At 66.9% G+C, this 13300-nt stretch carries 11 protein-coding genes; 4 read left to right on the top strand and 7 right to left on the bottom strand.

Features of this window, described 5'->3' with window-relative positions:
• Positions 1-106 precede the first annotated feature (106 nt).
• Genes Q9Q79_RS00495 through Q9Q79_RS00475 form a run of 5 tightly spaced genes read right to left on the bottom strand, consistent with a single transcriptional unit; the run spans position 107 to position 4374 of the window.
• A complete protein-coding gene (locus Q9Q79_RS00495) occupies positions 107-541 on the bottom strand; it encodes a hotdog fold thioesterase (protein ID WP_005407542.1) in 435 nt (144 codons plus the stop codon).
• A gap of 10 nt (positions 542-551) precedes the next feature.
• Positions 552-2600, bottom strand: a complete 2049-nt coding sequence (locus tag Q9Q79_RS00490) for a phospholipase D family protein (protein WP_076738900.1) — start codon at positions 2598-2600, stop codon at positions 552-554.
• Positions 2597-3214, bottom strand: coding sequence for a YceI family protein (locus Q9Q79_RS00485; protein WP_005407540.1), 618 nt, complete (start codon positions 3212-3214; stop codon positions 2597-2599). Before Q9Q79_RS00485 ends, Q9Q79_RS00490 begins: the two co-directional genes overlap by 4 nt.
• A gap of 4 nt (positions 3215-3218) precedes the next feature.
• On the bottom strand, positions 3219-3695 hold the full coding sequence (locus Q9Q79_RS00480; RefSeq protein WP_005407539.1) for a histidine phosphatase family protein: 477 nt from the start codon (positions 3693-3695) through the stop codon (positions 3219-3221).
• Positions 3696-3744: 49 nt separating this feature from the next.
• Entirely contained in the window at positions 3745-4374 is a 630-nt protein-coding gene (locus tag Q9Q79_RS00475; protein WP_076738899.1) for a ParA family protein, read from the bottom strand.
• Positions 4375-4497: 123 nt separating this feature from the next.
• Between Q9Q79_RS00475 and Q9Q79_RS00470 the strand changes: the two genes are divergently transcribed.
• The gene (locus tag Q9Q79_RS00470) at positions 4498-5982 is read left to right on the top strand and encodes an AAA family ATPase (protein ID WP_076738898.1); all 1485 of its coding nucleotides are present in this window, start codon (positions 4498-4500) and stop codon (positions 5980-5982) included.
• Between the two features lie 120 nt (positions 5983-6102).
• On the opposite strand, the gene Q9Q79_RS00465 is transcribed toward Q9Q79_RS00470, so the two are convergent.
• On the bottom strand, positions 6103-6738 hold the full coding sequence (locus tag Q9Q79_RS00465; RefSeq protein ID WP_076738897.1) for a tetratricopeptide repeat protein: 636 nt from the start codon (positions 6736-6738) through the stop codon (positions 6103-6105).
• Positions 6739-6909: 171 nt separating this feature from the next.
• Here Q9Q79_RS00465 and Q9Q79_RS00460 point away from each other — a divergent pair, with 171 nt between their 5' ends.
• The 3 genes from Q9Q79_RS00460 (at position 6910) to Q9Q79_RS00450 (ending at position 12341) form a co-directional block, all read left to right on the top strand.
• Entirely contained in the window at positions 6910-10596 is a 3687-nt protein-coding gene (locus tag Q9Q79_RS00460; protein WP_024956262.1) for an indolepyruvate ferredoxin oxidoreductase family protein, read from the top strand.
• Between the two features lie 161 nt (positions 10597-10757).
• On the top strand, positions 10758-11015 hold the full coding sequence (locus tag Q9Q79_RS00455) for a helix-turn-helix transcriptional regulator (RefSeq protein ID WP_005407534.1): 258 nt from the start codon (positions 10758-10760) through the stop codon (positions 11013-11015).
• Positions 11016-11018: 3 nt separating this feature from the next.
• Positions 11019-12341 (top strand): type II toxin-antitoxin system HipA family toxin, encoded by a 1323-nt coding sequence (locus Q9Q79_RS00450; RefSeq protein ID WP_049459435.1) that lies wholly within the window; start codon positions 11019-11021, stop codon positions 12339-12341.
• On the opposite strand, the gene Q9Q79_RS00445 is transcribed toward Q9Q79_RS00450, so the two are convergent.
• The gene (locus tag Q9Q79_RS00445; protein ID WP_201862201.1) at positions 12342-12956 is read right to left on the bottom strand and encodes a DUF938 domain-containing protein; all 615 of its coding nucleotides are present in this window, start codon (positions 12954-12956) and stop codon (positions 12342-12344) included. It lies immediately after the preceding gene.
• Positions 12957-13300: the final 344 nt, after the last annotated feature.

Genomic DNA, 13300 nt, shown 5'->3' with positions numbered 1-13300 from the left:
GAGGGCCGTCATCGCTGCCAGCCGATTTAGGCCATAACCGCCATCGACCGGGGCAATCGGCGGGGAACGCTGGGTTCCGCTGCCGTCAACGAGCCCCAGGGGGGGCTCAGCCGTGACCGGCAGCCACCACCGCCAGGGTCAGCCGCGAGATGCATACCAGGCGGCCCTGCTCGTCCTCGATGCGGATCTCCCACAGCTGGGTGCTGCGGCCGACGTGCAGCGCGCGGGCGGTGCCGGTGACCGTGCCCGAGCGCACGGCACGCACGTGGTTGGCATTGATCTCCAGGCCCACGCAGACCTGCTTGCCGGTATCCACGCACAGGTTGCCGGCGCTGCTGCCCAGGGTCTCGGCCAGCACCACCGAGGCACCGCCGTGCAGGATGCCGTAGGGCTGGCGGGTGCGCTCATCCACCGGCATGGTGGCCTGCAGCCAGTCCTCGCCGGCGGCACTGAAGACGATGCCCAGGGATTCAATCGCCGTGTTGCGGCTGAGCGCGTTGAGCTGCTCGATGGAAACGGCTTCGCGGAACACCTGGGCCATGCGGGTACCTTCAGAGGATGGGAACGAGACCGGCGCCGAATGCGGTCAGCATGCGCACCAGCAGCCACTTCGGGCCGACGTTGACTTCGGGGAAGTCGCCGACGGCGACGTAGCAGCGATGGAAATCAGGATCCTGCCGCGGCAGCGGCTGCGGGCACTCCGGGCCGGGCTTGAACTCGTAGTCGGTGGCGTAGCGCCAGGGCCAGAAATCAAGGATGGGCAGCGCTTCGGAGGCCTTGCCGACGCTGTAGTTCAGCCCCGACAGCACCGGTGGCTTGGCCCGTGGCGCCACCGTCCAGGAGTTCTGTGGGTGGGTGTCACGCAGGATGCTCTGCGCCAGTTCCTCGGCAAAAACCGGGTCGTCGATGATCACCGCGCCTTCGGTGTTGTAGTTCTCGCTGCGCGGATCGAAGTTGTGGGTGCCGACCACGCCGATGCGGCGGTCGACCACCAGCGACTTGGCGTGCAGGCCCATGCGCGCGCCCTTGCGGGTGACCGGCAACGGCTTGTTGACCGCCTTGCTGCCCAGGAACGACGGCCGCGTCTCGGTGCGCAGCAGGCGCGTTTCCACCTCGCTGCCGGCGGCGCGACGGCGTGCGCGTGCGTTGTCGTAGGCACCATCGCTGTGGCGATTCAACGGGCCCTGCCTGCTGCCGGCATCCGAACCACTGCTGCTGCCACCGCGTGCGTTGCTGCCGGCAGCACTGCCACCGATCAGCGGATTGCGACCGCCCTCGTCTTCCCCCCCGGGCGCAGCGATCGGGTCGGGCAGCAGGTTGCGGTAGTCAACTGGCGCGTCCAGCGGGAACGGCTTGTATTCGAAGATGTTGAAGCCCAGTTCGCGCATGTTGCGCCGCTTGTACTTGTACGACAACGCATACACGATCGGGTTGTCGGTCGCCGCCAGGCTGTTGCTGGACACCACCACGCGCGGTGGCTGCGGGCGCTTGCGCAGTTCACGGAACAGCTTCTGCGCCGGCTTGGACAGCACCAGGTACGGCGTCTGCAGGATCACTTCCTTCTGCGCACTGGCGATCAGCGCATCCAGCTGGGGCTCGGTCACATGCTGGCCGGCCAGCGGTGCATCGGCCTTCTCGCGGCGATGCTTGCGTGGCAGGTCGGCCACGTAGCGCACCGAAGCCACCGGTAGCGCGGTATCGACGAAGGAACGGGTGACGAACTCGGTGTCGTTGGCTTCGGCACTGACCCGCTGTACCCGTTCCGGGCGGCGGAAGCTGGCCGGCGGCAGCGTTGGCACGCCCTCGCGCAGCAACGTACGGCCCACGTCGTTGAGGCGCTCGGCCGGCACGCTGCGGTGTGCGCGCCAGAACGCGTCGAAGTTGGCCGCCATCGCACGTGCTTCCGGGCCGGCGATCAGTACATCGCGGTCGCGGAAGTTGTACTCGCGGTCCCAGTCGTAATAGTCGTCCTGGTAGTTGCGGCCACCGACCACGCCGATCGCATCGTCGATCACCAGCAGCTTGTTGTGCATGCGCTGGTTGAACCGGCGGAAGCAGCACAGCACGCTGCCGGCATAGTCGAAGTAGTTCAGCCGGGCCTTGCCGAAGGTCGGGTTGTAGACCCGCAGCTGGAAGTTCTGGTGGGCGCCGGACAGGGCGCCGAGGATCTGCAGGTCGGAGATCGCCGAGAGCTGGTCGATCAGCAGCCGCACCTTCACCCCGCGCCGCGATGCGGCCAGCAGTTCGTCGATGACCAGACGGGCGCTGTCGTCCTTGTCGAAGATGTAGGTCTGCAGGTCGATGCTGCGGGTGGCGCTGCGCAGCAGGTTCAGGCGTGCGACCAGGGCGCCCTCGCCCTCATCGAGCAGGGTGGCGTAGTGGCGCGGTCGTTCCGGGGTGGATTCGGTGAATGCCCGGCCGGCCAGCGCCCGCAGCGGCGAATCCTGTGCACAGCGGTCTGCACGCTGGCAGTCGACCACGGTCGAACGTGCCTGCACGGCGATCGCCTCGGCGCGGTCGCGCTCGGCATTCGACAGCGATGCACAACCGCTGCCCAGCAACACGGTTGCCAGCGCCAGTACACGCAGCAGGAAGTTCACGGTTTCGGCGCCTCGCTCAGGCGCGCACGCAGTACGAAAGTCACTCGGTCACTCAAGGCAAGCTGCCAGCTGTCCATGCCATACCGGCCTCGCTGCACGGTACCGCGGCTGACGACGTCGCAATCATAGCCGGGTCGGGCGCACTCCGCCTTCTCGACCTTCAGTGTCTCGGGGTGGCTGATCCCGCGCAGGGTCAGCCGGCCGTTGATGTCGCCACCGCTCTCCACGGTTTCCGGCCAGTACGGCAGCGAGTCGAACTCGACCACCGGATGGCGGCCGGCATCGAAGAACTCCTCGCCGCGCATCCACCCGGTATAGCGCGCCTTGCCGGGGATCTCGACCGAGCGCGTGAACATCTTCAGGTGCACCTGGTGGCGGCCGTCGGAGAGGATCTCGATGCGCCCTTCGAAGTGCGGGAACAGGCCTTCGATACGCTGCCCGAAACGGGTGCGCACCTCGAAGCCGATCTGCGAACGCTGGGTATCCAGGCGCATTACCCGGTGCGCTTCGGCGACCACCGGTGGCAGGGTGGTCGGCGTGGGCACGGCCGCCCAGGCCGGGCCGAGTGCCAGCAGCGCGGGCAGCAGATAGCGGCTGCGCCGCGCCAGGCTCATCGGATCACGGCCACCAGAATGCGTTCAGGCTGGCCACGCCTGGCTCGATCGAGGCCTCGCGCGGGAAGCCGAGCACGGCGATGCCGGCCGGCGGCATGCCGCGGTAGTCGCTGCTGGTGCCCTCGGTCATCAACGCCACCAGCCGCTCCAGGCCCGGGTTGTGGCCGACGATCAGCACCCGGTCGAGATCACGGCGGTCGTCCACCAATGCCGCCAAGGTGCCGGGGGTGGCTTCGTAGATGCGGTCTTCCAAGCGCTTTTCCACGTAACCGATGGTGCCGAGCACGGCTTCCAGGGTTTCGCGGGTACGCCGCGCCGGTGAGCACAGCACGCAGTCCGGCAGCAGGTTGTTCTCCTTCAGCCACTTGCCGGCGGCTTCGGCTTCGGCGAGCCCCACCGGCGACAACGGCCGGTCGAGGTCGGCCTGGCCGGGGGTAGCCGGTTCGGCATGGGCATGGCGCAGCAGGATCAGTTCACGCATCGCGGGTTTCCATGAAGAAGAGGATGCAGCAGGAAGAGTGACGCAGGCATCAAAGCTTGAGCCAGGACAGCAGCGGCTCCCAGTCGGCCTGATGCTCCCGCACCTGGGCCGAGCGGTAGTCGAACAGGCTGCGGCCGAGGCCGGTCATGACCACGTAGCTCTGGCTGTCACGCAGCTGCGCGACCACCGGGTACGGCCATTCGGCCAGCATCTGCAACGCCTGCTGCGAGGTCTGGGTCCAGGGCTTGGTGCGGTTGAGGACCAGCCCCACCGGCAGCTTGCGGCTGTGCACCCGCGGGTTCTGGGCCAGGCTGTTGAGGAAGCCGACGATGGCTTCGATGTCGAGCGCCGAGGGCAGCACCGGCACCACCACCGCGTCGGCAGCGTCAAGGAAATGGGGGATATCGTCGGCCAATGCGCCCGCCGGTGCGTCGATGATGACGGTTTCGGTGCCATCGGGCAGCTTCTGCGCCCACTGCTTCTTCCGATACACATCAATGGGGAGCACCGCGCTTTCCAGCCCGGCCCGCCGTTGCGCCCAGCGGGTGCTGGAGCCCTGAGGGTCGGCGTCGGCGATCACCGTGGCCCTGCCCCGCAATGCCGCGTACGCGGCCAGGTGGGTGGCGACGGTGGTCTTGCCCACCCCGCCCTTGGAACCGGCCACCAGGATCGTCTTCATGCCAGCCTCGCTTCCGGGTACGTGCCCCGAGCGTACACCGGCGGTGGTGACGGGAGGTAGCACCGCGCTGAACCTGCGGCCATCGCCTTTGCTATCGTGGCGCCCCCGAAGGATCGAACCGGCATGAGCGAGCTGCAGGACCTGAGCGCACTGATCCGCGCCAACACCCCCCTGATCGTGATCGAGACCCAGGACGAGGGTCGCATCGTCGACCTGTTCCGGCAGACGCTGATGCACGTCTGGCGGGCGCTGCACCGGTGGTCGATCACCGAGGGCCTGCGCCGCATCGACCTGGACAGCGAAGATCCGCCGGCCGGGCCACCCGACGCCAGCGCGGCCCTGCAGATGATCCGCCAGGCCGAGCAGCGCGGGGTCTACCTGCTGCTCGATTTCCACCCCTACCTGGGCTATGCCAGCCACCAGCGCGCCCTGCGCGACCTGATCCAGCGCCGCCACAGCGAACCGCACGTGCTGGTGCTGATCGGCGCCAAGGTCGAACTGCCGGCCGAGCTGGAAGCGCTGGCGGTCCGCTTCAACCCGCGCCTGCCCGATGCCAACGCCCTGCTGAAGATGCTGCGCGAGGAGGCCGATGCCTACGCCCGCGAACATGGCGGCCGCCGCGTCGAAGTCGACAGCGAGGCGGTGAAGAAGATCCTGAAGAACCTGCAGGGCCTGAGCCTGGTCGATGCCCGGCGCATCGCCCGGCAGCTGATCTACGCCGACGGCGCGCTGCGCGACGACGACCTGCCGCAGCTGGCACGGCTGAAGTTCGAGCTGCTCAACCGCAGCGGCCACCTGTTCTTCGAGCATGACAGCGCGCGGTTCGGCGACGTGGCCGGCGCCAACCGGCTCAAGCGCTGGATCAACCAGCGGCGTGTGGCGTTCATCGCTGGCTCCGCACCGGCCGGGCTGGACCCACCGCGCGGCATGCTGCTGCTGGGCGTGCAGGGTTGCGGCAAGTCGATGCTGGCCAAGGCCACCGCCGCCGGTTTCGGCGTACCGCTGCTGCGCCTGGACGTGGGCGCGCTGTACAACAAGTACCACGGCGAGACCGAGGCCAACCTGCGCCAGGCCTTGGCCTCGGCCGAGCAGCTGGCGCCCTGCGTGCTGTGGATGGATGAAATCGAGAAGGGCCTGGCCAGCGGTGGCGAGGACGGTGGCGTGTCACGCCGGGTGCTGGGCCATCTGCTGACCTGGATGGCCGAGCGCAAGGCACCGGTGTTCATCGTGGCCACTGCCAACCAGGTGCACGAGCTGCCTGCCGAGCTGCTGCGCAAGGGCCGCTTCGACGAGATCTTCTTCGTTGACCTGCCTTCGCCGGAGGTGCGCGTGGAACTGCTGCGGCTGCACCTGGGTCGGCGCCAGCTCAATGCCGACGACTTCGCGCTGCCGGCGCTGGCGGCCGCGGCGAATGGTTTCTCAGGTGCGGAGATCGAGCAGGCGATCGTGGCCGGGCTGTATGCGGCGCACGCCGAAGGGCGGCCACTGGATACCGAGCTGCTGATGAACGAGATCCGTGCGACGCGGCCGCTGTCGGTGCTGATGGCCGAGCAGGTCGAGGCACTGCGGGCATGGGCGTCGGGGCGGACGGTTTCCGCGGACGATTGAGGTTTCCCGCGAACGGCGCAGCCCCTCGTGGCGGCTGGTTGGCTGTGAACATCAAAAGCCGCGCTTGGCCGGGCGGGGTGGATTCGCGGGGGACGCCGTGAACCCGGCCGAACCCCTCCCTCAGGGCCACGCAGGCGGGGCCGCCGCCCAGGCCTGCTGCACTTCGGCCAACGACGCGCGCTCATCCTCGCGCCACTGCGGCAGCAGCTGCGCGTAATTGGCACTGGTGCTCCATTGCGACGGCTCGGTACGCACTGCTGCGGCATACCACTGCACGGCCTCCTGCTTCTGCCCCATCCGCCATAGGGCCAGCGCGTACGTGGGTGGCACCCAGCTGGGCTTGCTGCGCGCATTGCCGGCCGACGACAACCATTGCTCCAGCGCCGCCTCCGGCTTGCCCTGGCGCAGCAGGTCCCAGCCATAGTTCCAACGCACGCTGCGGCCCGCGCTGCTCTGTGCCGGCGCCTCCTTCAGGGCCTCGCCATACAGCTGGTCGGCCAGCTCGGCACGGCCCTGGGTGCTGGCCACCGAAGCCAGCTGCACGGTGGCTTCCACCGCGCGCCGGCCGCGCTCGCGCAGCCTCACCAGCTGGGTGACCAGCTCATCGCCTTCGCCCTGCATCACCACCATCGGTGCCGCCGCAAGGTCGCTGTCGAAGTAGAACTCCTGTGGTGCCGGCATGGCCGGCGCGGCCCACGCCGTGGCCGCTCCCGAGGCCAGCAGCACGCTGGCCAGGATCTTTCCTGGAACTGACATCCCTTCTCCCCAGGCTGCACAACCGCAGCCTCCCTCTCTCGCCCCGATCCTAACCCCAGCAGCGGCGCGGGCGCGAGTGCCGGGCCCACCACGGCCCCGCTGCTACAATTCGCGCCTTTCCCGCCGCGTGCCTGCACGCGGCCGGTGCCAGCCGATCCTACCGGGCCAGCCATGACCAGTACCGCGCAACTCACTTCGCCCTCCTCCGCCGACCTGCTCGACCGTGATTACACGCTCGACCACAAGTACACCCGCAACGAGGGGCGGATCTACCTGAGTGGCGTGCAGGCGCTGGTGCGGCTGCCGCTGATGCAGCGCCTGCGCGATGCCGCCGAAGGCATCGACAGCGCCGGCTTCGTCAGTGGCTACCGTGGCAGCCCGCTGGGTGGCTTCGACCTGGAACTGTGGCGCGCGCGCAAGCATCTGGAAGCGGCCAAGGTGAAGTTCACCCCCGGCCTGAACGAGGACCTGGGCGCCACCATGGTATGGGGCACCCAGCAGACCAACCTGTTCCCCGGCGCCAACGTGCAGGGCGTGTTCGGCATGTGGTACGGCAAGGGACCGGGCGTGGACCGCTGCGGCGACGTGTTCAAGCATGCCAATGCGGCCGGCACCTCGCGCTATGGTGGCGTGCTGGCACTGGCCGCCGATGACCATGCCTGCCGCAGTTCGACCCTGCCGCATGGCAGCGAGGACGAGTTCGTCAGCGCGATGATGCCGGTGCTGAACCCGGCCGGCGTGCAGGACATCCTCGACATGGGCCTGCTGGGCTGGGCGATGAGCCGCTATACCGGCCGCTGGGTCGGCTTCAAGACGATCGCCGAGACGGTGGAATCGTCGGCGTCGGTGCAGGTCGATCCGATGGCGCGCCGCATCGTGCTGCCGGAAGACTTCGAGATGCCGTCGGGTGGCCTCAACATCCGCTGGCCGGACCCGCCGCTGGACCAGGAAATGCGCCTGCACCGCTATGCGGTGAAGGCCGCGCAGGCCTTTGCCCGCGCCAACGGCATCGACAAGGTGGTGATGGATGCGCCGCGCGCGCGGCTGGGCATCGTCACCACCGGCAAGAGCTACCTGGACGTGCTGCAGGCGCTGGAGTACCTGGGCCTGGACGAAGCCGCGTGCGCCGACATCGGCATCCGCGTGTACAAGGTCGGCATGACCTGGCCGCTGGAACCGCAGGGCATCGCGCGCTTCGCGCAGGGCCTGGAAGACATCATCGTGGTGGAGGAGAAGCGTGCCTTCATCGAGCGCCAGATGAAGGAACAGTTCTTCAATTGGCCGGCCAGCTGGGGCCAGCGCCCGTCCATCGTCGGCAAGTACGACGAGAGTGGCGAATGGATCCTGCCGTCCACCGGTGAACTGACCCCGGCCACCATTGCCGGCGTGATCGGCCGCCGCATCCAGAAGTTCTTCAACAACGAATCCATTGAACAACGCCTGCAGTGGATGCAGCAGAAGGAAGCCGAGCTTGCGTTGCCGCGCGCCAGCTTCCCGCGCGTGCCGCACTACTGCTCGGGCTGCCCGCACAACACCTCCACCCAGGTGCCGGAAGGCTCGCGGGCACTGGCCGGCATCGGTTGCCATTACATGGTGACCTGGATGGACCGCAGCACCGACACCTTCACCCACATGGGCGGCGAAGGCGTGACCTGGGCCGGGCAGGCGCCGTTCACCGATACCCCGCACGTGTTCCAGAACCTGGGCGACGGCACCTATTTCCACAGCGGCTCGCTGGCGATCCGCCAGGCGGTCGCGGCCGGCGTCAACATCACCTACAAGATCCTCTACAACGACGCGGTGGCGATGACTGGCGGCCAGCCGGTGGACGGCCCGTTGAGCGTGCCCGACATCGCAAAGCAGATGCGCGCCGAAGGCATCCACACCATCGTGGTGCTGTCGGACAACATCGGCAAGTGGACCGGCCAGCGCGAGCACTTCCCCAGCGACGTGGAGTTCCACGACCGCAGCGAACTGGAGGAGGTGCAGAAGCGCCTGCGCGAAGTGAAGGGTGTTTCGATCCTGATCTACGAACAGACCTGCGCCACCGAGAAGCGTCGCCGCCGCAAGCGCGGCAAGCTGGAAGATCCGCAGAAGCGGGTGCTGATCAATTCGCTGGTCTGCGAAGGTTGCGGCGACTGCGGCAAGAAGAGCTTCTGCGTGTCGGTGCTGCCGAAGGAAACCGAGTTCGGGCGCAAGCGCGAGATCGACCAGTCCAACTGCAACAAGGACTATTCGTGCGTGAACGGCTTCTGCCCGAGCTTCGTCACCGTACACGGTGGCCAGCCGCGCAAGGGCAGCAAGCGCGATGCCTCCACGCTGCTGGACAACCTGCCGGCACCAACCATCCGCGGCACGCTGGAACAACCCTGGAACATCCTGATCACCGGCGTCGGCGGTACCGGCGTGGTGACCATCGGTGCACTGCTGGGCATGGCCGGCCACCTGGAAGGCAAGGGCGCGACCGTGCTCGACCAGACCGGCCTGGCGCAGAAGGGTGGCGCGGTGACCACGCACATCCGCATCGCACGCCGCCCGGATGACATCCACGCCGTGCGCATCGCCGCCGGTGAAGCCGACCTGGTGCTGGGCTGCGACATGGTGGTGGTCAACGACTACTGGGCGCTTTCGAAGGTGCGCGCCGGCCGTTCGCAGGTGGTGCTGAACACCTACGAAGCGATGCCGGGCACGTTCACCACCCGTCCGGACATGCAGTTCCCCGCCGCCGACATCATCGCCGGTGTGCGCGTAGCCCTGGGCGGCCAGGAGCCGTTGCTGCTGGATGCCACCCAGCTGGCCACCGCGCTGCTGGGCGATGCCATCGCCGCCAACCTGTTCATCCTCGGCTACGCCTGGCAGCAGGGCCTGGTGCCGCTGTCGTTCGAGTCGCTGATGCGCGCCATCGAACTCAATGGCGCCGCCGTGGCGATGAACCAGCAGGCCTTCGCCTGGGGCCGCCTGGCGGTGGTCGACCCGCAGGCCGTACAGCAGGCCGCCGGCCTGGTGCACAACCGCCACACCGATACCGAGTCCACCCCCGGCCCGCTGCACCCGCTGCCGCCGGGCGAGTGGGAAGGCAATGAATGGGGTGCGACCGCGGCACCGCGCAACACCGGCGACGAACGCGAGCTGCGTGGCCTGCCCTCGCACGGTGGCGACGTGGCATTCCTGCCGCTGGACGACGCACGCCTGTCGCGTTCGCTGGACGAAATGATCGAGCGTCGCGCCGCCTTCCTGGTCGATTACCAGGACGCTGCCTATGCCAAGCGCTACCGTGATCTGGTGGCACGCGTGCGCGCCACCGAGGCCGAGCGCATCGGCGGTTCCACTGCGCTGACCGAGACCGTCGCCCGCTACCTGTTCAAGCTGATGGCCTACAAGGACGAGTACGAAGTAGCCCGCCTGTACACCAGCGGTGACTTCCAGCGCCGCCTGCAGCAGCAGTTCGAGGGTGACTACCAGCTGCGCTTCCACCTGGCGCCGCCGCTGTTCGCAAAGAAGGATGAGCAGGGCCGCCTGCTGAAGAAGGAATACGGCCCGTGGATGTTCAAGGCCTTCGGCCTGCTGGCCAAGCTGAAGTTCCTGCGTGGCGGCCGCCTGGATGTATTCGGCCGTACTGAAGAGCGGCGCATGGAGCGCCAGCTGATCGCCGATTACGAAGCCACCGTGCAGCTGCTGCTGGATGGCCTGGAGGACGGCCGCCTGGCCCTGGCGGTGGAGATCGCCAGCGTGCCCGAGCACATCCGCGGCTTCGGCCACGTCAAGGAAGCGCACTACGAACAGGCCAAGGCGCGCGAGGCTGCCCTGCTGGCGCAGTGGCGCAACCCGAAGGCGCTGCATATCGTGCAGGTGGCTTGACGCGGCGCTGCGTCATGGAAAGGCAACCTATAGGTTGCAAAGCGATATAGCAATCGATAGGTTGCCTCCTCAGCGAGAAAGCGATAGGTTGCTTGTCGTAAAGCAACCTATCCTTTGCGTACGCGTTGGCGTACGGTCATCTTTCCTTGAGGACTGCCGGTATGGACAGGCCGCTGCACACAGTGAGGACAGCCCAACAACTTGCGCCCCTGATGCGTGCTTTCCGGCGCCAGGCGGGCCTGAGCCAGGCTCAGCTGGCGGAGCGACTCGGGATCAGCCGCCAGGCAGTGGGCGCGCTGGAACGCGACCCTGCATCGGCAAGTTTTGAACGCCTGATGCGGATCTGGGCGGTGCTGGGTCTGGAGGTCAGCCTCCAGCAACGAAGTCCCCAGGAGAACACGTCGTCATTGGAGTGGTGAGCCATGGGTACGCTGCAGGTCTGGATGAATGGTGTGGAAGTCGCACTTTGGGATGATGTCCGGAACGGGTCATCCCGGTTGTCGTATGTCAGCCAGTGGATCAGCTCGCCCCAGTCCCGACCGTTGTCGCTCTCTCTACCCCTGCTCCCAGATGGCGAGAGCCATCGGGGCAACGTCGTCAACGACTACTTCGATAACCTTCTTCCCGATAACGTCGCCATACGCAACCGGATCCGCGACCGGTTCGCCACGCGCGGCAGCGATACGTTCGATCTTCTTGAAGCCATTGGACGGGATTGTGTCGGCGCAGTGCAGCTGTTGCCGCCTGCGCATCCACCCGAAGACATCCAGCAGATCACGTGCGAGGTGTTGGACGAAGCAGGTGTCGCTACGATCCTGCGTCAGGTGACGACAGGGAACCTGCCTGGCGCACCCAGCCGTGATGATGCATTCCGCATTTCCATCGCCGGTGCGCAGGAAAAGACCGGTCTTCTGCTGCATGCTGGCCAATGGTGCATTCCTACCGGCAACACACCATCCACTCACATCTTCAAGCTGCCGCTTGGCATTGTTGGCAACATGCGGGCAGACATGCATCAGTCCGTGGAGAATGAATGGCTGTGCATGCATCTGCTTTCCGCCTTTGATATCCCCGTGGCCGAGACGCAGATGGGCCGCTTCAACGACCAACGTGCTCTCATTGTCGAGCGGTTTGACCGTCGCCTGTCTGCCGACCGCCGGTGGTGGCTGCGACTGCCACAGGAAGACATGTGTCAGGTCTTTGGTCTGCCGGCTGCCAGAAAGTATGAATCCGATGGCGGCCCCGGTATCGTTCCGATCATGGATCTGCTTCGACAGTCCGAACACCCCGAGGATCGCGCGATCTTCTTCAAGACGCAGATTCTTTTCTGGATGCTGGCCGCAACCGACGGCCATGCCAAGAATTTCAGTGTTCACCTGGAAGCCGGTGGACGCTTCCGCCTGACGCCCGTCTACGACGTGCTGTCGGTATATCCCATCCTCGGCTGGGGACCCAATCAACTCGATCCACGAAACGCACAGCTCGCCATGGCCGTACATGGCAAGAACCGCCACCGGAAACTGCACCTTGTGCGACGGCGGCACTGGAATGAAACCGCGCGCGCCTGCGGCGTTGCCGATGGTGCAGAACCATGGATCAAGACATTGATCGCGGCCGTCGAGCCCGCCATCCAGCAGGTCACCCGTCAGCTCCCGGATGACTTCCCCTCAAACGTGTCCGAACCGATTTTCAACGGACTTCGTGCTGCGGCAGCACGCCTTTCCAGCATGGCCCCCGAGGCTTGATCACCCAAACCGCCACAGCAGGAGGCGGTTGTTGGCCGGCATCGCCACGTCGCGCAGGCGGGTGAAGCCGTTGTCCTCGGCCAGCGCCTGCACGGCTTCCACATCGCGTATGCCGCTGCGCGGGTCACGTGCCTTCAGCCACGCATCGAACTGCGCGTTGCTGTCGCTGGTGTAGCGGCCGCCGTAGTTGAACGGGCCGTAGACCGCCAGCAGCGCACCGTGGCGCAGCAGCGGTGGCAGCGCGGCAAACAACGCCTGCACGTGCTCCCAGCCCATGATGTGCAGGGTATTGGCAGTGAACGCCGCATCGAACGTGCTGCCCTGTGGCAGGCTGAGCCCGGGCGCCGGTGGCAGTTCCACCTGCAGCGCCGCCGGCGGCAGCAGGTTCAGCAGCGCGGCCTCTGCACGCCAGGCTTCGATGCCGGGCAGATGGTCCGGATGATCACTGGGCTGCCAGCGCAGCCACGGCCAGCGCTCGGCGAAGAAGGCCGCATGCTGGCCGGTGCCACTGCCGATCTCCAGCACCCGACGGCGGTCGCCCATCCACGGGTCGAGTGCGGTGGCGATGGGCTCGCGGTTGCGCTCGCAGGCTTCTGAATACGGCTTGCTCGACATCAGGACGGGGTCCAGGCGGGGTCGGCCCCATTGTGCACGAGGGGGTGTTGCTCGGCAGGGCTTGCAGCCCTGCACCTGCTTCAAGCCACAGCAACGGCAACAGCCACGTCAAATTCAAAAGCGGGCTTTCCGTGGGATGGCGGGGTGGGTCCGATTGAGGGGGACGCTGCAAGTACGTCCATGTAAGCTCGGTCGCCGCATCCATGCGGCTCACGCCCCCTCAACCGGACCCACCCGCCTTCGACAGTTGGCCGCGATCTGTCGGAAACACTCTTGGGGTCAGATCCGTTTTCCGCAGGAAAACGGATCTGACCCCGAATTTCATTCGATATCTGACAGATGTG

It is taken from the genome of Stenotrophomonas sp. a6 (assembly GCF_030913325.1).
GTDB lineage: Bacteria > Pseudomonadota > Gammaproteobacteria > Xanthomonadales > Xanthomonadaceae > Stenotrophomonas > Stenotrophomonas maltophilia.
Note: the sequence above shows the minus strand (reverse complement) of the source record. Positions and strands in the feature narration are given on the sequence as shown.

What these genes read in the sequence shown, in the direction of transcription:
- Q9Q79_RS00495 (WP_005407542.1), bottom strand. Translation starts at nt 541, where the DNA reads ATGGCCCAGGTGTTCCGCGAAGCCGTTTCCATCGAGCAGCTCAACGCG.
- Q9Q79_RS00485 (WP_005407540.1), bottom strand. Translation starts at nt 3,214, where the DNA reads ATGAGCCTGGCGCGGCGCAGCCGCTATCTGCTGCCCGCGCTGCTGGCA.
- Q9Q79_RS00480 (WP_005407539.1), bottom strand. Translation starts at nt 3,695, where the DNA reads ATGCGTGAACTGATCCTGCTGCGCCATGCCCATGCCGAACCGGCTACC.
- Q9Q79_RS00475 (WP_076738899.1), bottom strand. Translation starts at nt 4,374, where the DNA reads ATGAAGACGATCCTGGTGGCCGGTTCCAAGGGCGGGGTGGGCAAGACC.
- Q9Q79_RS00470 (WP_076738898.1), top strand. Translation starts at nt 4,498, where the DNA reads ATGAGCGAGCTGCAGGACCTGAGCGCACTGATCCGCGCCAACACCCCC.
- Q9Q79_RS00465 (WP_076738897.1), bottom strand. Translation starts at nt 6,738, where the DNA reads ATGTCAGTTCCAGGAAAGATCCTGGCCAGCGTGCTGCTGGCCTCGGGA.
- Q9Q79_RS00460 (WP_024956262.1), top strand. Translation starts at nt 6,910, where the DNA reads ATGACCAGTACCGCGCAACTCACTTCGCCCTCCTCCGCCGACCTGCTC.
- Q9Q79_RS00455 (WP_005407534.1), top strand. Translation starts at nt 10,758, where the DNA reads ATGGACAGGCCGCTGCACACAGTGAGGACAGCCCAACAACTTGCGCCC.
- Q9Q79_RS00450 (WP_049459435.1), top strand. Translation starts at nt 11,019, where the DNA reads ATGGGTACGCTGCAGGTCTGGATGAATGGTGTGGAAGTCGCACTTTGG.
- Q9Q79_RS00445 (WP_201862201.1), bottom strand. Translation starts at nt 12,956, where the DNA reads ATGTCGAGCAAGCCGTATTCAGAAGCCTGCGAGCGCAACCGCGAGCCC.